Genomic DNA, 19,819 nt, shown 5'->3' with positions numbered 1-19,819 from the left:
CGGTGTAACGGATCCGGGGCCCACCCCGTCTATCCGTGCCCAGCCCCCTGCGTCGGCGCCCGCCGACCTCGTGGTTCAGGCAGGGGGCTGTGCTCTGGGGAGAGACATGAGCACAGCCACCATCCCGAACCGCGCCGCCTTGCTCCTCAAGGCGTCCCTGAAGATCTGCGGACGCCTCAAGGACAAGACGAAGTCCTGCAACTCCTGCCTGCGGAAGGCCGACGCCGCGGGGCCGTGCTCGTCCAGCACGATGGGGAGCCGCTGCTGGGCCGGGTGCGCGGGACGCGGTCGGAGGCGTCGATCACGTCGATGTCGACGGTGATGAGTTCGACTGTCGAGCTGCTGGAGGAGCTGGATCTGCGCCCGGGTCTGCGGGTGCTGGACGTCGGGACGGGCGGGGGGTGTCTCTATGTCTTTCGTCAAGGACGTGGTGCCAGGTATGCGGGTGTTTGGGATGGTCATGCGGCGAGGGTGATGGTGGGGGTTCGGGATTCGTAGAAGGTGCCGTCTCGGAGCATGGCGAAGAGGACGCTGATGCGTTGGCGGGCGAGGCGGAGGAGGGCTTGGGTGTGTGTTTTGCCGCGGGCGCGTTGCCGGTCGTAGTAGGTGCGTGATGCCGGGTCGGCGTTCATGCAGGCGAAGGCGGAGAGGAACATGGCGCGTTTGAGCTGCCGGTTTCCGCCGCGGGGTGCGTGTTCGCTGTGGATCGAGGTCCCCGACGATTTCGTCGTGGGGGCGAGGCCGGCGTAGGAGGCGAGGTGGGCGGCACTGGGAAAGCCGGTGCCGTCGCCGACGGTGACCAGCAGGACTGCGGCGGTCCTGACTCCGACTCCCGGCATCGAGGTCAGGACCGGGTGAAGAGGGTGGGCCTCCAGCAGGGTGCTGATCTGGGCTTCCAGTGCCCGGCGCTGGTCGTGGACCGCTGCGAGTGAGGCGGCCAGGGACGGGATCACGATGTCGAGGGTGCCAGTTCCGGGAACGATGACGGTCTGCTCGTCGAGGGCGCCGAAGATGTCGTCGATCAGCCGCGCGGCCATCCGCGGCGCCTTGGGCCGGATCAGTTCGACGAGCCTGCGGCGGCCGGCTTTCCGCAGAGCGTTGGGAGATCCGTGGCGCTCGAGGAGCCAGGTGACGGCCGGGTGGTCCAGTCGCGGGCCGAGCACGCGCTCCAGCGACGGGTGGAACTGGGTGAGCAGACCGCGTATCCGGTTGCTGGTGCGGGTGGCCTCGGCGGCGAGGTCCTGGTCGAAGCCGTCAGCACGGTGAGCTCGGCGGTGATCTCGTCGGTCAGCTCCAGCGAACGCAGGATGTGCGGCATGGTCCGGGCCGCGTCCGCGATCACCGCGGCGTCCTTCGCATCGATCTTCGCCTCTCCCGGATAGAGGTCGGCGATCCGCCGCATCGCGAGTCCGGGCAGGTAGGCGACCTCGCAGCCCGCGTCGCAGGCGACGGTCAGCGGCAGGGCGCCGATCGAGGCGGGCTGGTCCACGATCACCAGAACGGTGCCGAACTTGGTCTTGAGCTTGTCGAGGACGGCCCTCAGCTTCGGTTCGCTGTTGGGCATCGGCTTGTCGAAGACCTTCTTCCCGGCCGGCGTGAGCCCGTGGCCGTGGTGGGCGGTCTTGCCGACGTCCATGCCGAGGAGGACGCCCATGCCTCCGGTGTCTACCATGGCACCCCTCCGTAGGTGTTGACCGTGCCGGCCTCGGCGGTGGCACCGTGCTCGCGCATCCACGTTATGCAGACCTGCCGCCCGCGAACTGTCCGGCATTGCGCCGGACCGGGCGGTGGCCGGGTCTCTCATCACCGTCTCCGACGGCACCCCACGGGCCCGGCGACACCACCCCCCAGGTCATCCGTTCGACAGAGGGGACACAGTCATACCGGGCCCGGAGGCCAGTGGCCCCATTGCAGGACCGCGAAGAACATAACGGGGGGGGGACCGCTGCGGTGGCCTGCCAGGTCTGCGGCGACCAGGGGGTGGTCACCCTAGATCGGGACCGTCACCTCACCGACGCGGCGGCCGCCCGCTTGGCCGACCTCGGCTTCCGCCCGCAGGTGGTGTGCAAGGAGAAGAAACTGGAGCCGAGCGGCCAGCCGGGTAGTCCCGGGTCCATCCCCGCAGGCATGGGGAGCAAAAGACCACGGCCCTGCACCCCCTGGGTGGTGCGGGTCCATCCCCGCAGGCGCGGGGAGCAGGGCCTGTCGAACCTGATGTGGGCGGACAACGCGGGTCCATCCCCGCAGGCGCGGGGAGCAGCCGATGAGGGCGGTGGCAATGGCTGTGCGGTCGGGTCCATCCCCGCAGGCGCCGGGAGCAGAGTTGCACCCCGCAACCGCATCTGACCTCCATCCCCGCAGGCGCGGGGAGCAGACCAATGCCCGCGCGGGCAAGGTGAACGTGCTGGGTCCATCCCCGCGGGCGCGCGGGGACCAGTGGCAGAGGCAGCTCGCTATCGTCACCGCCGTGGGTCCATCCCCGCGGGCGCGAGGAGCAGTCGGTGAGGGAGCCGGCCAGGTCGAGGGTCTCGGGTCCGCCCCCGCAGGCGCGGGGAGCAGGGCGGGCCCCCGGCGCGCCACCACCGGTACGCAGGTCCATCCCCGCGGGCGCGAGGAGCAGCCGCGCTCTCCGTCCGCGACGACGAACTCGCGGGGTCCATCCCCGCAGGCGCGGGGAGCAGGTGACGGCCGCAGTCGGCAGCGTCATCGTCAGGGGTCCATCCCCGCAGCCGCGGGGAGCAGACGTTCTACCGGGCGATGCGCGACATCGGCGCGGGTCCATCCCCGCAGGCGCGGGGAGCAGATCCTGGTCGTCGAGCACCTAGGCACCGTCACGGGTCCATCCCCGCAGGCGCGGGGAGCAGCAGTTCATCGGCTGCATGGACGACGCCTGGGCGGGTCCATCCCCGCAGGCGCGGGGAACAGGCCGGGCACCCGCCCGCCCGGGTCGCGGTCACGGGTCCATCCCCGCAGGCGCGGGGAGCAGCCGCCGGGGCGGACGTCGGTGGCGGACTCCAGGGGTCCATCCCCGCAGGCGCGGGGAGCAGAAGCAGGGCCTCACCCTCGACCAGCTCGCCGCGGGTCCATCCCCGCAGGCGCGGGGAGCAGGCCGACATCTGCGACCGCAGCTCGGTCGGCAGGGGTCCATCCCCGCAGGCGCTGGGAGCAGGCTAGGGGCTCTCGGGCCTCGTGGGTCCTGGTGGGGCCATCCCCGCAGGCGCGGGGAGCAGTTCCGCAGCCACGGACGCACCTGCCCCGCGGAGGGGCCATCCCCGCTGGCGCGGGGGGCAGTGCGCACGGTTTCAGGTGTCCCCTCCTGCCAAGGGGCCATCCCCGCTGGCGCGGGGGGCAGGCCTTGCCCTTCAGGGCGAAATCCGTCATCGCGGGGCCATCCCCGCTGGCGCGGGGGGCAGGTCCGTCCGATGTCGGTGGTCGGTGCGATCCGGGGGCCATCCCCGCTGGCGCGGGGGGCAGGCGGTGGCGAGGACGTCGCGGACCTGGTCGGCGGGGCCATCCCCGCTGGCGCGGGGGGCAGTCAGAGGCGCGCCGACTTTCTGCAGGATGGGTGGGGCCATCCCCGCTGGCGCGGGGGGCAGACTGGCTGACCAGGAACTCTACGGTGGCCAAGAGCCGATGCACATCACTTCTCCAGAATGCGACATTTCAGGCACACGACTCCCGCCCCACGCTAGACGCCAGCTTTCGACCTGAGGCTGACCCACGAGTAGCACGGCGGCAGGCAAGCCCCATCCACTACGCAGCGCAGGGATGACCCATGTGCTCGTGCAGATTGAAAGGCTCCTCACGTCTTTCAACGAATCCAGCTTTGAGCCTCTGTAATTCGAGTAGCGTCCCTGATGAGTCTGGTGATCTTTACCGGCGATCGTCCGCGGTTCACTCGCACGAGGGATCTTCTAGAAGCCGTGTCCGGAGCAGGCTACAGGCTCGCGCTTCGTAGGTCCTGGTGTTCGAAATCTGCGGCAGCGGCAGCGGCGGCGGACAGTGGTCTCTGGGGAGGGATCCGGGGTGCAGGACGGTATGCCGCATTGGAGTGCACGGCTCACGACCGAGGCGCGCACCGTGTGGGCGAAGCACGATCGGAAGACCGAGAAGTGGCTCCCTTTGTGGCGTCACATGGCGGACGCAGCGGCCGTGGGGGGACGGCTTTGGGACGGGTGGGTTCCGCGCCAGGTGCGCGACCTTGTGGCCCGCCATCTACCCAACGGAAGCGAAGACGCTAGGGCGCTGGTGGTGTGGCTCTGCGCTGTTCACGACATCGGGAAGGCGACGCCCGCGTTCGCTTGCCAGGTCGAGGTTTTGGCGGCCCGCATGAGCGATGGCGGGCTGAAGATGTTGACGCGGGAGCAGTTCGGCGCCGAGCGAAAGCGTGCCCCGCACGGTCTGGCTGGGCAGGTGTTGTTAGAGGAATGGCTGGAGCGGCTGGGGTGGCCGCCTCGCAACGTGATGGCGTTCGCGGTGCCGGTGGGAGGGCATCACGGGGTTCCGCCGGCACACGAGCAGTTTCATGACCTGCGCCGGCATGGTGAGCTTCTGCGAACCCCGGGTTCGAGCGAGGGGCTCTGGCGTGCTGTGCAGACTGAGCTCCTTGACGCCTGTGCGGCGGCATACGGGGTACGGGAGCGGCTTTTACGATGGCAGAGCGTGAAGTTGTCGCAGCCCGTGCAGGCTGTTCTGTCTGCGTTGGTGATCGTCGCCGATTGGATCGCGAGCAATCCTGATCTGTTCCTGCTCTTCCCTGAGGATCAGCACCGCGACGAAGCCGAACGGGTGGATGCTGCGTGGCGTGGTATCGGTCTTCCCCGGCCGTGGCAGGCACAGGCGCCTGAGGGTACGGTTCAGGAGCTTTTCGCCGCGCGGTTCGGGCTGCCGTCCGTTCGGCCGTTGCAGGAGGAGGCGGTCCGTCTTGCGCGGGAGGCGGATGCGCCTGGCTTGATGATCATCGAGGCGCCGATGGGCGAAGGCAAGACCGAAGCCGCACTCGCCGTAGTGGAAATCTTCGCCGCGAAGTCGGGGGCTGGAGGCTGCTTCATCGCCCTTCCGACCCGTGCAACATCGAACGCGATGTACAGCCGGACGAGGCGCTGGTTGGAGGCTCTGCCCGGGGACATGGATCTTGCGGTCTTCCTGGCCCATTCAAAGGGCTCACTCAACGACGACTTCGCGAAGGATATGCGGGCCGGCGGCCGTACGATCGCGGCGGTCGATCTGGACGCGGTCTCCGTTGTCTCCACCTCACGCCGTGATGACACGTGCGCTGCCGAGGCGCAGCTTGTCGCGCATCAATGGCTCAGGGGGCGGAAGAAGGGCATGCTCGCGCCTTTCGTCGTAGGGACCATCGACCAGTTGCTGTTTGCCGGGCTCAAGAGCCGGCATCTGGCGCTTCGGCATCTCGCGCTGGCCGGGAAGGTCGTTGTCATCGACGAGGTGCATGCCTATGACGCTTACATGAGCGAGTACTTGGAACGTGTGCTCTCGTGGCTCGGTGCGTACGGGGTGCCGGTGGTCATGCTGTCTGCGACGTTGCCTGCGGGGCGTCGGCGGCGGCTGGCCGAGGCCTACGCCGGTGAGTCCGAACTGCGGCCCGAGCTGGAGGCCGCAGACGCTTATCCGCTGATCAGCGTGGTCGCCCCCGGTCGCGCCTCCGTCGTCAGCGGGCCGGAAGCGGCCGCGGACCGGCGTACGGAGGTCGTGATGGAGCAGCTGGGTGACGACCTGGGCGTGCTCGCGGACCGGTTGGAGGATGAGCTGGCAGGCGGCGGCTGCGCGTTAGTGGTGCGCAATACGGTCGACCGTGTTCTCCAGGCGGCGGAGGTCCTACGTGAGTGTTTCGGCTCGGAAGCGGTGACGGTCGCTCACTCCCGTTTCCTTGATCTGGATCGGGCGCGTATTGACGAGCGGCTTGTGGCCTGGTTCGGTCCCGGGGGTTCTCGGCCGACGGGGCGGCATGTCGTCGTCGCCAGCCAGGTCGCCGAGCAGTCACTGGACATCGACTTCGACCTGCTGGTCACCGATCTTGCCCCCGTCGACCTCATCCTCCAGCGGATGGGCCGGCTCCACCGGCACCAGCGCGGCCAGGGCCAGAGCGACCGCCCGGCCCGCCTGCGGGTTCCACGATGCCTGATCACCGGTGTGGACTGGGAAGCCGTGCCTCCGGCGCCGGTCAGCGGTTCGATCTCCGTTTACGGCCGGCACGCCCTGCTGCGGTCCCTGGCTGTGCTGCTCCCCTTCTGGGGGCAGCGGCCGGTCACCCTTCCAGACGACATCAGTTTGCTGGTACAGGCTGCCTACGCGGACGGGTGCCCCGCTCCTCGAGATGATTGGGCGGAGGCGATGACGGCCGCACTACGGGAGTACGAAGTCGCTGTCGTCAGGCAGCAGCGTGCGGCGCAGGTGTTTCGAATCGCAGAGGTTCGCAAGCCGGGCAGGTCTCTGGTCGGCTGGATCGATGCCGGTGTGGGTGATGCGGACGATACCCGGGCGGGCCGTGCCCAGGTGCGGGACAGTGACGAAAGCCTGGAAGTTGTCGTCATCCAGCGGCGTTGCGACGGCACGTACGCGACGCTGCCCTGGCTGGATCGGGGGCTGGGTGGGCTGGAGGTGCCGGTTGATGCGGTGCCGCCCCCTCGTACGGCGCGTGCGATCGCGGCCAGTGCGCTGCGGCTGCCGTACCACTTCTCCAAGCCGTGGGTGATCGATCGTGCCATCGATGAGCTCGAGCGGTTCGGACCGCAGGCGTGGCAGACGCCGGAGTGCCACTGGCTGGCCGGCGAGCTGGTTCTTGTGCTCGATGAGGATTGTCAGACCCGGCTGGCAGGCTTTGAGGTCCGCTACAGCGACGCCGATGGGCTGGAGGTCAGTCCAGCCGGGGCCAAGGATGTGAGGGTGGTGAAGGGTGTGCCCGGTTTCGACTTGGTCTCCCGCCCGTGGTTGCCGGTCCAGTTACACGACGGCACTGCGACGGAACTCTCCCTGAAGGAGGTGTTCGCACGTGCCGGAGAAGTACGAAGACTGACGGGGGATCTTCCGTCCCAGGAATTTGCTCTGCTGAGGCTTCTCTTGGCGATCCTGCACGATGCGGTGGACGGGCCCGAGGACCTTGACTCCTGGCAGGAGCTGTACGAAAGTCCGGCGCCGTTCACCGGCGTCGCTGCCTATCTCGACCGCCACCGGGACAGGTTCGACCTCATCCACCCCACTCAGCCGTTCTTCCAGGTCGCTGGCCTGAGGACGCAGAAGGACGAGGTCGCGTCACTGAACCGCCTCGTTGCGGATGTACCCAACGGTGACCCGTTCTTCTCCATGCGCCAACCCGGTGTCTTGCAGCTTTCGTTCGCTGAGGCCGCACGGTGGGTCGTCCACGCTCACGCCTTCGACACGTCCGGCATCAAGTCAGGTGCCGTGGAAGACACCCGGGTCAAGGGTGGCAAGGGCTACCCGCAAGGGGTCGGGTGGGCTGGCAACCTGGGGGGCGTCTTCGTCGAGGGTGCCGGCCTCCAGCAGACCCTCCTTCTGAACCTCGTGGCGGCCGACGCGACCGCACTCGCGACCGACAAGGACGACAAGCCGGCATGGCGCCGTGAGCAGTGCGGGCCGGATGTGCAGCAGGGGCTGGAGTCCCGGCCCACCGGGCCGCGGGACCTGTACACCTGGCAATCGCGGCGGATCCGCCTGCACCACGACGGTCAGGCTGTCCACGGAGTCGTCCTCTCGTACGGCGACCCTCTGACCGCGCCCGACAGGCACATGTACGAGCCGATGAGCGGCTGGCGCCGCAGCAAACCGCAGGAGAAGAAGCTGGGCCGCACGCCGGTCTACATGCCTCGTGAACACGACCCGGCACGTGCCGCGTGGCGGGGCCTCGCCGCGCTCCTCACGTCCGAGGGCCACGACCGGGCCGGGCAGAGATCTGAACCTCCCGGCTATCTGCGGGCAGGGGTCCTGAAATGGGTCGCAGAGCTCACGTACGAGCGTCTGCTGCCTGCCGACACGTTCATCAGGCCCCGTCTGATCGGTGCGGCGTACGGCACGCAGCAGTCGGTCATCGACGAGGTCGTCGACGACGGCCTCACGATGTCGGTCCTCCTGCTCCACGAGCAGGACCAGCGATACGCCACGGAGGCCCTCGGAGCAGTCGGCGACAGCAACGCCGGGGTCAACGCCCTGGGAGACCTGGCAGCCGACCTCGCCCGGATGGCGGGGCGAGACCCCGAGCCGCTCCGTGAAACGGCCCGGGACCTGGGCTTCGGCCTGCTGGACGGCCCCTACCGGCAATGGCTGGCAAGCCTCGGCCCGGAGATCGATCCGCAGACGGCCCGGACAGCCTGGCAGGTGACGGCCCATCGGATCCTCTGGGATGCGGGTAATCGACAGCTGTCCGGCGCGAGTGAGACCGGCTGGCTGGACAACGCCGCGGCCGAAAGGGTCTTCCGGGCCCGTCTCAACAAGACCTTTCCCCTGCGCCACACCCCCGCGCCAGATCCAGAGGGAGCCGGCATCAGCAAGGAGGTAGCAGCTCCATGACCGACATCGTGCCGCACATCCCGGTCCCCGCCCGAACACCGGCACCACTTGCAGGGCCGGTGACGCCGGTCGGTCCGCTCCGACAGGCCGTCGGCCGGCATATCCGCACCCTGCAGAGCGGATACCTCGACGACCGCCCCGACGCCGTGCGGGCACTCGCACGCCTGCGCCGGGGCGTCGGCCGGCAGCCAACGGAGACACCAGACCTCTGGGGTCTGGTAGGAGTCGAGGGCTTCCACGCGGCTTTCCTCGCCCAGCGACAGGTCCCCGCGAGTGAGGCCGAGGCCCTGCGGGCCGAGCGTGCCGCTCACGTTGCCGTGACCCTCTGGGCCGTACACCAGCAGTCCCACCGGGCCCGGCAGATGCACGTCGCTGACGGGCCGTCCGTGGGAACAGCCGTACGCCGGCTGATGTCAGGAGGGGAGACGGACGAGCCCATCCGTAAACGGCTTGTCCGCGCGGGAACCGCCAGCACGCTCGACGTGCTGGCCCAGCGACTGCGGGAACTGGTCGCGTTGCTCCGTACCGCGGAGGTTCCCCTCGACTACGCCCTGCTCGCCGAGCAGCTCGACCAATGGCAGAGGCCCGGCGGCCCGGCCAGGGTCCGGCAGGCCTGGGGGCGCAGCTTCCATGCGTACCGCATCCCGGCGCCTGGAGGCGCGAAGGACCAGGGAGCCCCAGCCGTACATCCAATGGCCGCAGAAGACGAGATGAGGGAAAACGAGTGAGCCGCACCATCCTCGACGTACACATCCTGCAGACCGTTCCGCCGAGCAACCTGAACCGCGACGACACCGGCGCTCCCAAAAGCGCCGTCTACGGTGGCGTGCGCCGTTCGAGGGTCTCCAGCCAGGCATGGAAGCGGGCCACCCGCACGGCCTTCTACGATCTGCTGGATCCTGCCGAATTGGGGGTCCGGACGAAGAAGGTCGTCGAAACGTTGACGGAGCGCGTCGCCGAGCTCGAGCCGTCGCTGAAGGCTGAGCAGGTCTGGCCGATGGCTGCCGAGATCGTGCAGGCGGCCACCGGAGCCAAGATCGAGGCTCCTTCGCGCAAGGCGGTCGGAAAGGACGGGGACGCCGACGCTCCGCCCCTGGCGCCTCAGGCGTCCTACCTGCTTTTCCTCAGTGCGCGGCAGATCGATGGGCTGGCGGCCTTGACCATCGAAGGAATCGGCAAGGGCACCGAGCCCAAGGTGTTCGTGAAGGACAAGGACGTCAAGGCACGGGCCAAGCAGATCGCCGCGACACGCCACTCGGTCGACATCGCCCTTTTCGGCCGTATGGTGGCCGACACCTCCGACATCAACGTGGACGCCGCGGCCCAGGTCGCGCACGCCATCAGCGTGCACGCCGTGGACACCGAGGCGGACTACTTCACCGCTGTGGACGACCAGAACAGCAGCGCCGAGCCGGGCGCCGGAATGATCGGCACGATCGACTTCAACTCAGCCACCCTGTACCGCTACGCCGCCGTCGACATCGACCTGCTGTCGAAGAACCTTGACGCGGGCCTGTTGGACGGCGAGCGGACGGGAGAGCCGGTACGGCGGGCAGTGGAGGCCTTCATCGAAGGGTTCACGATGTCGATGCCGACCGGCAAGGCCAACACGTTCGGCAACCACACTCTGCCGGACGCCGTGATCGTCAAGCTGCGATCCGCCCGGCCGGTGAGTTTCGTGGGCGCCTTCGAGAAGCCCGTAGTCCAGGAGGACACCGGAGATGGCCATGTGCGCGCCGCCTGCAAGGCCCTCGCAGACCACATTCCCGCCGTCGAGAAAGCCTTCGGCGCCACCGCCGACCGCACCTGGATCCTCCGCGTCGGCGATCACACGGCCGACCTGGCGACGCTCGGCACCGAGGTCGACCTCCGGCCGCTCGTCGCCGAAGTGGGCGAGGCCGTGGTGGAACGCCTGGGGAAGCGTGGATGAGCGTTCTGACCCTGCGCCTGGCCGGCCCCCTGCAGTCGTGGGGGGCCTCGGCCCGGTTCGCCCGGCGCACCACCGAGACCGCTCCCACCAAGAGCGGCGTGATAGGCCTCCTGGCGGCAGCCCTTGGCCGCGATCGCAGCGCCGACCTGTCCGACCTCGCCGCATTGGGCTTCGCCGTACGCATTGACCAGCCGGGAACCCGCCTTCGGGACTTCCAGACAGCCCACCACGCCGACACCGGCAAGGCGATGCCCGTCTCGGACCGCTTCTACCTCGCCGACGCAGTCTTCGTCACTGCCGTCGCCGGCAACGACGATCTCATCAGGTCACTGCATACCGCCGTCCGCGCCCCGGTCTACCTTCCCTACCTCGGCCGACGATCCTGCCCCCCACAAGGACCCATCGACCTCGGCGTGCAGGACGGGGACAACCCTTCCGAAGTACTGGCAGCCGAAACCTGGCAGGCGTCCTCGTGGTACCAGGAGCAGCGCCGCAAAGATGCTCTGGTGACGCTGACCGTCCTCGCTGACACCACACCCGGCAGCCCACTCGGCGACGCAGTGAGAGACCAGCCCGTCAGCTTCGACCCGCGCCACCGCCGCTACGCCCTGCGCAGCGTGCACTCCACCACGGTCGACGTACCCAACCCCGGTTTCCGCCCCTCCGCCCGGGCCCGCCGTACCCCTGTACCGGTACCCCGGCATGCGCCCGAGGCCCTGCTGTCCCCCATGGACGGTCCCTGATGCACCTGACCCGATTCCGAATCAACACCGCGCGGCAGGGAGCCCGAAGCCTCCTCGCCTCACCCCAGCGCCTCCACGCCGCGGTGATGTCCTCCTTCGCCGACGCGCTCCCGAGCGCCGCACCCGGCCCCCGCACCCTGTGGCGACTCGACCAGAACGCCAAGGCCGAGGTCCTGCTGTATATCGTCAGCGAAAGCCGCCCCGACCTGACGCACCTGGTGGAGCAGGCCGGCTGGCCCACCACGGGCGGCTGGCAGACCTACGACTACCAAACCTTCCTCAACGGGCTCCAGACCGGGACCACGTGGGCGTTCCGCCTGACCGCGAACCCGGTGCACCACATCCGCCGCAAAGAGGGCGAACCCACCAAGCGGACAGCCCACATCACGCCCCATCACCAGATGGGATGGCTCCTTGCCCGCCAGGAGGCCTCCGGGTTCCGGATCCTCGAAACCCCAGCCGAGCGACGACGCCTGCCACAAGGTGACGAGTTCCAGCTGACGGTCCGCGACGAGCGCCGCCACCGCTTCGAAAAGACCGGCCAGCAGACCGGCCGACCGCACCGAGTACCTCTCGTCACCGTCACCTTCGACGGCCGCCTGGAGGTCACCGACCCCGCACTCCTCCGCCAGACCCTGACCCTGGGCCTCGGAAAGGCGAAGGCCTACGGCTGCGGACTCATGACCCTCGCCCAGGCGGTGTAGCCCATGGCCACCATTGCTCAGCGCCGGACCCCGTCACCCCGCGAGCTCACGCGCATCGCCGAACGCATCTCCTTCATTTACCTGGAACGGTGCACGGTCCACCGCGAGGACAACGCCATCACCGCCGAGGACGCAGAGGGAACCACCCACATCCCGTCCGCAACCATCGGGACCCACCTCCTCGGACCCGGCACACGCATCACCCATCAAGCGATCAGCGTGCTGGGTGACAGCGGCGCGGCCGTGGCCTGGGTCGGTGAACAGGGCATCCGCTACTACGCAGGCGGACGCTCCCTGAACCGCTCAGCAGACCTCCTGGAGGCACAGGCCACCCGCTGGGCCAACCGGCGCACCCGTCTCGAGGTAGCACGGGCCATGTACCGGCTTCGCTTCCCCGACGAGGACCCGTCCGGGTCAACCCGGCAAGAACTCCTGGGCCGCGAAGGGCGCCGCGTCAAGGACTGCTACCGCCGCGAAGCCCTGAGGACAGGAGTACCTTGGCGCGGCCGTCACTACGTCCCCGGCGACTTCAACGCGGGCGACGCACCGAACCAGGCCGTGACCGCTGCCGCCCAATGCATGTACGGCATCGCACACGCTGTTGTCGCAGCGCTGGGATGCTCCCCGGGCCTCGGCTTCGTCCACTCCGGACACGAGCTCTCGTTCGTCCTGGATATCGCCGACCTCTACAAGACCGAGATCGGGATCCCGATCGCCTTCGAGGTTGCCGCCGAACACACTGACGACATCGGCTCAAGGACACGGCGCGCTCTGAGGGACCGCATCAACAGCGGGCGTCTCCTCGACCGGTGCGTCAACGACATAACGGGTCTCCTCATGGCAGACCAGGAAGATTCCTCGGATACTCCCGCTTCTCACGACCAAGTGACTCTCCGGTCCGATCGCGACACGGTCGTCCCCGCCGGCCGCAACTACGCCGCGGAGGTTACCTGGTGATGGTCGTCGTACTCACGCAGTGCCCGGCAGGGCTGCGTGGCTTCCTCACCCGCTGGCTCCTCGAGATCTCACCCGGCGTCTTCGTCGGAGATCCATCAGCCCGCATCCGAGAAGTGCTCTGGGCGGAGGTTCGCCACTACGCAGGCAACGGCAGAGCCTTGCTTACCTACAGCTCAGACAACGGACAGGGCTTCGCTTTCGAGACCCACGACCACAAGTGGCACCCAGCCGATCATGAAGGCGTCACACTGATTCACCGGCCGAGCGCTGCCGCCCATCCGCCGGTAACGAAAGGCTGGAGCAAGGCTGCCAAGCGACGGCGCTTCGGCGGTGGATAGGTCCAATTTGGGCAGGATGCGCAATTCGGAACTAGTGCATCAAAGTCGCAGTCCCCGCCAGTAAAGCCCCAGGTCACCCAGTCTGCTCCCCGCGCACGCGGGGATGGTCCCGCGCCCTTCGCGGCGTCGGCGGCCTTCTTCGACTGCTCCCCGCGCACGCGGGGATGGTCCCGGTAAGGGCACGCTCCGGGATGCCGTCATGGCCTGCTCCCCGCGCACGCGGGGATGGTCCCGTGATCCACCACGTCGAGTTCGAGATGAAGCGCTGCTCCCCGCGCACGCGGGGATGGTCCCGCGGCGCGCATCTCGGCGAGGATCGCGACGAGCTGCTCCCCGCGCACGCGGGGATGGTCCTCGTGGCGCGGCTGGAGGGCAAGCGAATCACAGCTGCTCCCCGCGCACGCGGGGATGGTCCTCCCGCCCGTCCCCCCGCGCTCCCGGCTCGGCACTGCTCCCCGCGCACGCGGGGATGGTCCCTGCTCGATGCGCTTCGGTGCGAGCATCTTGTACTGCTCCCCGCGCACGCGGGGATGGTCCCTACCTGGGCAGCCACGAAGCGCCCTGGGACAGCTGCTCCCCGCGCACGCGGGGATGGTCCCGCCCATCTGATCGAAACCGGGCCCCGCTTCGCCTGCTCCCCGCGCACGCGGGGATGGTCCCAGCCCCGCCATCCCGAGTCTCATGGCCGCCGTCTGCTCCCCGCGCACGCGGGGGTGGTCCCGTGGCTGGGGTGACCGGCACACGGGACGCGTCCTGCTCCCCGCGCACGCGGGGATGGTCCCTCGGCGTCGGTGCCGCCCCGGTCGGGGTGCGCGCTGCTCCCCGCGCACGCGGGGATGGTCCCCTTGACCGGACGGCTCTCTCACATCACCGCAGCTGCTCCCCGCGCACGCGGGGATGGTCCCGGGCCTCACGGCTGCTGCCGTGGTGGCCGCTGCTGCTCCCCGCGCACGCGGGGATGGTCCCCCTCCTTGTTCAGTGGCCGTCGACCTGGGGTGCTGCTCCCCGCGCACGCGGGGATGGTCCCATCCGCATCCTCGACACTGGCCGCCTCGTCGACTGCTCCCCGCGCACGCGGGGATGGTCCCGGACTGCTCCGACGGATCCCACGCGTTCGTGGCTGCTCCCCACGCACGCGGGGATGGTCCCAGGGTGGTGGGCTCCGCCGGCGGGCAGCGGTGCTGCTCCCCGCGCACGCGGGGATGGTCCCGACTCCCGACAGCGTGTTGAGAAGGTCCGGCCCTGCTCCCCGCGCACGCGGGGATGGTCCCAAGAGGCCCCCTCAGGTCGAGTGCCGGGCCTTCTGCTCCCCGCGCACGCGGGGATGGTCCCGTCCCCTCCGCCGGAGCTCTGGCCCGCGGGTACTGCTCCCCGCGCACGCGGGGATGGTCCCGAGCCCTGTCCCCGATGCGGCGCCAACAAGCTGCTCCCCGCGCACGCGGGGATGGTCCCCAGGCGCTCGGCGGGACCGGGTACATCAGCGCCTGCTCCCCGCGCCCGCGGGGATGTTCCCCGTCGGTGGCGGTGACGAGAGGGGCGGTGATCCTGCTCCCCGCGCCCGCGGGGATGTTCCCTGAACAGAGAGCAGACCCTCCCGGTCGCCGCGGCTGCTCCCCGCGCCCGCGGGGATGTTCCCGCGGCGATGGGCGCCGCCGGCCTTCTCGGTGTCTGCTCCCCGCGCCCGCGGGGATGTTCCCAATCCACAGGAACAGACACGGGCACACGTGTTCTACTCCCCGCGCCCGCGGGGATGTTCCCTGCGCCCCGAAACCGTTGACTCCAGCCATGTGCTGCTCCCCGCGCCCGCGGGGATGTTCCCAACGTGGCGGGGGGAATCGCCGCCCATTCCCACTGCTCCCCGCGCCCGCGGGGATGTTCCCGGTCCAACGATCATCGACCCACGCAGGCACGACGGCTCCCCGCCCCCGCGGGGATGTTCCCCTCGCGGTTCTGTGCCTCCAGCCTCACGAGGGCTGCTCCCCGCGCCCGCGGGGATGTTCCCCAGGACCGCTGGATGGGCGTCCGCTTCTACGACTGCTCCCCGCGCCCGCGGGGATGTTCCCGACGCCGGGCACGTGTACCTAGCCCGGCGCATCTGCTCCCCGCGCCCGCGGGGATGTTCCCGTCGCCACGTAGTCCGTGAGGGTCCAGGCTCCCTGCTCCCCGCGCCCGCGGGGATGTTCCCGCGGCGGAGCGCACGCTGCTGCTCTCGTGGGTCTGCTCCCCGCGCTCGCGGGGATGTTCCCCCGGCGACGTCGCGGTTCTGGTACCGCGACGTCTGCTCCCCGCGCCCGAAGGGATGTTCCCGCGGCCCGGCTCTGCTCCGGCTCGTCGTGTTCCTGCTCCCCGCGCCCGCGGGGATGGTCCCGCGTTCGTGGCGACCTTTGAACCGAGGAACCCCTGCTCCCCGCGCTCGCGGGGATGTTCCCCCGCTCCGGTAGAGCTGCGCGGAACGCGAGTTCTGCTCCCCACGCTCGCGGGGATGTTCCCCAGGCGGAGCCGGACGGGATCAGGTTGGCGTACTGCTCCCCGCACCCGCAGGGATGGTCCCCGTACGGTGGCGACGTCGCCGGCCGCCTGGGACTGCTCCCCGGCCCCGCGGGGATGAGCCCAGGATGCTCTCCCCCTGCATGTGGCCGCGTACCCGCCGAGGGGATCACCGGCCGGGAGCGGCGTCTCCAAGAGCGGAGCGGGACCATCCCCGCGGGTGGAAGCCGAAGGTCACCGTCGCCGAGGGGGTGGCCCGCTACGTGACGTGGCTTCAGTACACCCCAGCCGCGGCCCCCGACTGGCTCGGGCGGGAAACCGCCGCCCCTACATCACCGGTGGTCGGCCCAGCCGGGTCAGTCGCCAGACCGTCCGCCAGCGCATGGGCCGCCGGGGGCCGCCGGATCCCTGGATGCCCTCGGCGAACCCGGCGAACCACGCGCGCAGCCCCGCCACCGACCGGGTGCGAGCCACGGTCAGCGCCACCCACACACCGAGGTAGACCGGTACCAACGGGGCGGGTAGGTGCCGCTTGGCGAGCCAGACCCTCCGAAGCGAGTCCATCCCCGCGTGGGCGGGATCAGAGGGACGTGCCGGCGTCCGAACCGGTCATCGCGCTCGGGACCATCCCCGCGCGCGCGGAGAGCAGCCGCGAACCCACCGGCTCCACCAAGGCCACTGTCTGCTCCCCGCCCCCGCGGGGATGGTCCGCCGTCGCTGCCGCGATCAGCCCATTGAGCGTCTTGTTGTACCGAACGACTGGCGACGCTGCTGCGCCTGTGTGAGGCGTTGTTCGGGCGCGGCTGGACGCCGAAGAAGGGGAGCCGACGCCGCCGGGGCTGCTGGCCAGCCGTACGGGCAAGGGCGCTGCGACGGGCCGGCTCGGGCTGCTGCTGATGGTGCTGAACACACGGGCGTCGGGCTGGCTGCAGCTGGTCGGCGGCTCGGTGAAGAAGCGCGATGGGCGCGGGACGGCAACGCTGGCCCGGCTGCTGGGCTGCTCGGCCTCGGAAGCCCGGAAGGTCTTGGCACGGCTGACGGAGGCCGGTGTCGTGGCGCGCCAGCACCGGGAGACGGCGACCCGGATGCGCGGCCGGGGACGGGTCATGCTGCTGCCGGTCGCCTACGGCCGAGGCCATCCTCGCTCTGGCTCCCGACGCCCATGTCCCTCGACAGCTCCGCCGCTATGCAGCGCATCGGCCGCCACCTCCTGACGGATGCTCGGCTGACGTGGGTCAACGCGCCCGCCGAGCACCTGGCCGACCACGTCCCGGCACGCAGCGTCGATGCCGTCGTGTGCAACTTGGCGATATGGAAAACCAATGTCGCCGCTGTGGTCACCGCAGTGCGCCGAATACTGCGGCCCGGTGGCCGGTTCGTCTTCAACATCGGCGGCGCCTTCGCCGGGGTCGCCCACCCCGATGCGCTGCCCCCGCCGGCCGGTCCCTCCCTCAGTAGCCTGATCGAGCAGATGGCCGCCCGGGACTACGGCATCGTCCCGCCGACGGCCGACGGCCGCCGTCCCTCCGAAGCTCCAGCTCCCCGTGATCACCGGGCTTCTGGCAGATGCCGGGCTGAACGTTGTCGCCGAGGAGGTCACCGGCCAGCTCACCACCACGGCTGAGAGGGCGGCCCGGCTGTCCGTCCCCGTCTTCGCCCACCCCGAGGGCGCCCTCTCTTACGAGCAGAAGATCGTGTTCCTCGCCGAGGCCGCCGCCCAGACCAAGCCAGACGACGTCACGGTGACGAGCTGGCTCGTGATCGTCGCCGAGCTCCTGGTGGAGGTATGACGACGAACGAGCTTGCCCCGGCGTCGTCTACGACGGCATCTTCCCTGCCCGCGCCACGAAAGCTCCCGGTGGCGGAGGGGTTACCTGATTCCGGTCGAGGTGGTGACCGCCCGCGCGATCCGGGGTCCGACGATGCGCTCCGCCAGGTCCAGCGGGTACCAGGCGGCGCCGGTCGCATCGGACTCCTGGATACACCCGACCTCGGCGTCGGCCGTCGTGAAGACGTAGCCGAAATCCAGGTGGTAGTGGTCCGGCTCACCCTTCGCAGGCCTGGCCGGCACCCGGCCGAACTCGACATAGGCAGGGTTCGTCGAGACGGGGACGACCTGGTCGGGGTCGATGCCGGTCTCCTCGGACAGCTCCCGCAATGCCGCGCCGACCAGCGTCTCATCAGTCGGCTCAAGATGCCCGCCTGGCTGCAGAGTGATCCCGTACGCGAGGTGTTCGATCAGAAGGACCTCGGCATGGTCCCGGACCAGCAGCGCACCAGCGGTGACGTGCATCGGAAAGGTTCGGCGCGAGACGAACCCTTGACCTTCGGTCAGGAGGCGCAGCGGCTCGGCCAGCTGTCCGGCCTCCTGAGGGTAGCGCTCCAGGTAGGCGGTGAGCACGCCCGCAATATCGGAATCAGTGATCGCCACTGCTGCTCACCCTCATGTCGCCGCTAACTGTTCGTTTCAGAATGAGCGACCGGCCCAGAGCTTCCTCGCGGATCATGCAACACTCGACGCGTGACGCCCGGAGAACCGCCCAGAGCCAGCCCGCCCGGCTGCGGTCCGTATGCCTGTCCCTGCTGCAAGCTCTTGACGCTGGAAGCCCGCGGTCAATTCCAGATCTGTGCCGAGTGCAGCTGGGAAGACGATGGCCAGGACGACCCGAACGCCGACGAGGTCTGGGGCGGCCCCAACGGAGCGGAGAGCCTGACCGACGCACGTCGTCGCTACGCGCAGTACGTCACCACAACGAGGGCAACAGATCCGAGATCGGCAGCCAATGGCGGCCCAGGCAGGTGGCGTTCACGCCCGTACCGCCGTCGCACCTGAGCACAGATCCTCCTCTCAGCCTTTTCCGGCACCGCGACTATGCAGAACGAACAGCCGTCGTGGGATCTGTAGCTTTGTACAAAGCCATGATGTTGGCCCAGGGCTTGGCAGTTGGGCTGGTTGGCGGCAGAGTTCGGCGGGTGTCGGATGATCTTGTACCTGATGATCTGTGGGAGCACGTCGCCCCGCTGCTCCCACCTCGCCCGCCGAGGCGTCAGCGGTACCCAGGCCGGCTGCCGGCGGATGACCGCGCTGCCTTGCGTGGGATCGTCTACGTCCTGCGCACTGGTGTGACCTGGGCCGACGTACCGGCTGAGAAGATCGGCTGCAGCGGAGTGACCTGCCGGCGGCGTCTGCGGGACTGGACCGAGGCCGGCGTGTGGCCGCGCCTGCACGAGGTCCTCTTGGTGCAACTCCGTAAGACCGGATTGCTCGACATGGACGATGCCGCGATCGACGGCTCCCACGTCAGGGCCGTGAAGGGGGGGGCTCACACCGGACCTTCGCCGGTCGACCGCGGCCGCCCTGGCAGCAAGCACCATTTAATCACCGATCGGCATGGGACGCCCCTCGCCGTGTCGCTGACCAGCGGAAACCGGCACGATGTCACCCAGTTGATGCCCCTGCTGGACTTGATCCCCCGCATCCGCGGGCGGCGCGGTCGCCCGCGTCATCGTCCGTGCCGGCTGTTCGCCGACCGCGGCTACGACTACGACAAGTACCGACGCCTCCTCCGGGCGCGCGGCATCACGCCGAAGATCGCCCGCAGGGGGACCGCACACGGCTCCGGTCTGGGCAAGACCCAATGGGTCGTCGAGCGGACCTTCGCCTGGCTTCACCAGTTCAAACGACTACGCACCCGCTACGAGATACGAGCCGATCTCCACCTCGGGCTCCTCCAACTCGCCTGCAGCATCATCTGCTTGAGGCGACTCCGAACCCCATTTTGAAATGATCAGTAAGGGGGATTCCGCCGCGACAGGTCGCTCGAAGGCGCCCAATGGGCACGTGCACAGTCTGCTCCACAGGGGTCCGTGGGGTACGGGAAGCCTCGAACTCTACAAAGCGCGCCCTGCCCGATCGGCCCCAACGCGCCCGCGCTCTTGCGGCGCTTGAGACCCTCGGCGATTCGGCCAACCCCCCTTAGTGGCACTGGCGTTGCGGGGAGCGGGTCGGTGTAGCTCCCACGATCCGACAGGCGCTCCATTCCGGGATTTCATGGCCGACCGAAACACATGTGTTCGAAAAGTCAGCGGCTGTCGTTGAGCTTCCGACAGCATCCGAAC

Annotated in this window: 12 protein-coding genes, 2 pseudogenes and 2 CRISPR repeat arrays; of the genes and pseudogenes, 11 read left to right on the top strand and 3 right to left on the bottom strand. The window is 69.4% G+C overall.

Translation table 11 applies throughout. The features are described from left to right. Positions 1-458 precede the first annotated feature (458 nt). Positions 459-1,672: pseudogene (locus ACFWW8_RS25665) on the bottom strand (IS110 family transposase). Positions 1,673-2,110: 438 nt separating this feature from the next. Beyond that, positions 2,111-3,596: a CRISPR direct-repeat array (repeat unit 29 nt; unit sequence GGGGCCATCCCCGCTGGCGCGGGGGGCAG). A gap of 442 nt (positions 3,597-4,038) precedes the next feature. Here ACFWW8_RS25665 and casA point away from each other — a divergent pair. Genes casA through cas2e form a run of 7 tightly spaced genes read left to right on the top strand, consistent with a single transcriptional unit; the run spans position 4,039 to position 13,213 of the window. Continuing rightward, positions 4,039-8,541, top strand: a complete 4,503-nt coding sequence (gene casA / locus ACFWW8_RS25660) for a type I-E CRISPR-associated protein Cse1/CasA (protein WP_386531773.1) — start codon at positions 4,039-4,041, stop codon at positions 8,539-8,541. Beyond that, positions 8,538-9,269 carry a type I-E CRISPR-associated protein Cse2/CasB gene (gene casB / locus ACFWW8_RS25655; protein WP_386531673.1) on the top strand — a complete coding sequence of 244 codons (732 nt, stop codon included), beginning with the start codon at positions 8,538-8,540 and terminating at the stop codon, positions 9,267-9,269. The genes casA and casB overlap by 4 nt, the downstream gene beginning before the upstream one ends. Continuing rightward, positions 9,266-10,471, top strand: coding sequence for a type I-E CRISPR-associated protein Cas7/Cse4/CasC (gene cas7e, locus ACFWW8_RS25650; RefSeq protein ID WP_386531671.1), 1,206 nt, complete (start codon positions 9,266-9,268; stop codon positions 10,469-10,471). The genes casB and cas7e overlap by 4 nt, the downstream gene beginning before the upstream one ends. Next, complete coding sequence (gene cas5e, locus ACFWW8_RS25645; RefSeq protein WP_386531669.1) at positions 10,468-11,214, top strand: type I-E CRISPR-associated protein Cas5/CasD; 747 nt, start codon at positions 10,468-10,470, stop codon at positions 11,212-11,214. Before cas7e ends, cas5e begins: the two co-directional genes overlap by 4 nt. Further along, positions 11,214-11,918, top strand: coding sequence for a type I-E CRISPR-associated protein Cas6/Cse3/CasE (gene cas6e / locus ACFWW8_RS25640; protein ID WP_386531667.1), 705 nt, complete (start codon positions 11,214-11,216; stop codon positions 11,916-11,918). The genes cas5e and cas6e overlap by 1 nt, the downstream gene beginning before the upstream one ends. A 3-nt stretch (positions 11,919-11,921) precedes the next feature. Continuing rightward, a complete protein-coding gene (gene cas1e, locus ACFWW8_RS25635) occupies positions 11,922-12,875 on the top strand; it encodes a type I-E CRISPR-associated endonuclease Cas1e (RefSeq protein ID WP_386531666.1) in 954 nt (317 codons plus the stop codon). Next, on the top strand, positions 12,872-13,213 hold the full coding sequence (gene cas2e, locus ACFWW8_RS25630) for a type I-E CRISPR-associated endoribonuclease Cas2e (RefSeq protein WP_386531664.1): 342 nt from the start codon (positions 12,872-12,874) through the stop codon (positions 13,211-13,213). The genes cas1e and cas2e overlap by 4 nt, the downstream gene beginning before the upstream one ends. Positions 13,214-13,295: 82 nt before the next feature. Next, a CRISPR array of direct repeats spans positions 13,296-15,825; the repeat unit is 28 nt; unit sequence CTGCTCCCCGCGCACGCGGGGATGGTCC. Positions 15,826-16,027: 202 nt separating this feature from the next. Here the strand turns inward: cas2e and ACFWW8_RS25625 are convergent. Continuing rightward, positions 16,028-16,264, bottom strand: a pseudogene (locus ACFWW8_RS25625) (glycosyltransferase family 2 protein); the annotation flags it as partial. 139 nt (positions 16,265-16,403) lie between these two features. On the opposite strand from ACFWW8_RS25625, the gene ACFWW8_RS25620 reads away from it, so the two are divergent. Both ACFWW8_RS25620 and ACFWW8_RS25615 read left to right on the top strand, forming a co-directional pair. After that, positions 16,404-17,324 (top strand): methyltransferase domain-containing protein, encoded by a 921-nt coding sequence (locus tag ACFWW8_RS25620; protein WP_386531662.1) that lies wholly within the window; start codon positions 16,404-16,406, stop codon positions 17,322-17,324. Beyond that, positions 17,245-17,490, top strand: coding sequence for a hypothetical protein (locus ACFWW8_RS25615; protein ID WP_386531661.1), 246 nt, complete (start codon positions 17,245-17,247; stop codon positions 17,488-17,490). Before ACFWW8_RS25620 ends, ACFWW8_RS25615 begins: the two co-directional genes overlap by 80 nt. Before the next feature lie 80 nt (positions 17,491-17,570). Here ACFWW8_RS25615 and ACFWW8_RS25610 read toward each other — a convergent pair whose 3' ends face one another. Then, complete coding sequence (locus ACFWW8_RS25610) at positions 17,571-18,131, bottom strand: NUDIX hydrolase (protein ID WP_386531659.1); 561 nt, start codon at positions 18,129-18,131, stop codon at positions 17,571-17,573. 90 nt (positions 18,132-18,221) lie between these two features. On the opposite strand from ACFWW8_RS25610, the gene ACFWW8_RS25605 reads away from it, so the two are divergent. Then, complete coding sequence (locus tag ACFWW8_RS25605; protein WP_384523174.1) at positions 18,222-18,533, top strand: CPCC family cysteine-rich protein; 312 nt, start codon at positions 18,222-18,224, stop codon at positions 18,531-18,533. A 140-nt stretch (positions 18,534-18,673) separates the two neighbouring features. Then, positions 18,674-19,483: an IS5 family transposase gene (locus ACFWW8_RS25600; RefSeq protein WP_386531658.1), complete on the top strand. Its 810-nt coding sequence runs from the start codon at positions 18,674-18,676 to the stop codon at positions 19,481-19,483. Positions 19,484-19,819: the final 336 nt, after the last annotated feature.

The sequence above is a fragment of the Streptomyces sp. NPDC058701 genome (assembly GCF_042715295.1).
Taxonomy (GTDB): domain Bacteria; phylum Actinomycetota; class Actinomycetes; order Streptomycetales; family Streptomycetaceae; genus Streptomyces.
The sequence above is the reverse complement of the archived record's forward strand: the minus strand, read 5'-3'. Positions and strand labels throughout refer to the sequence as shown.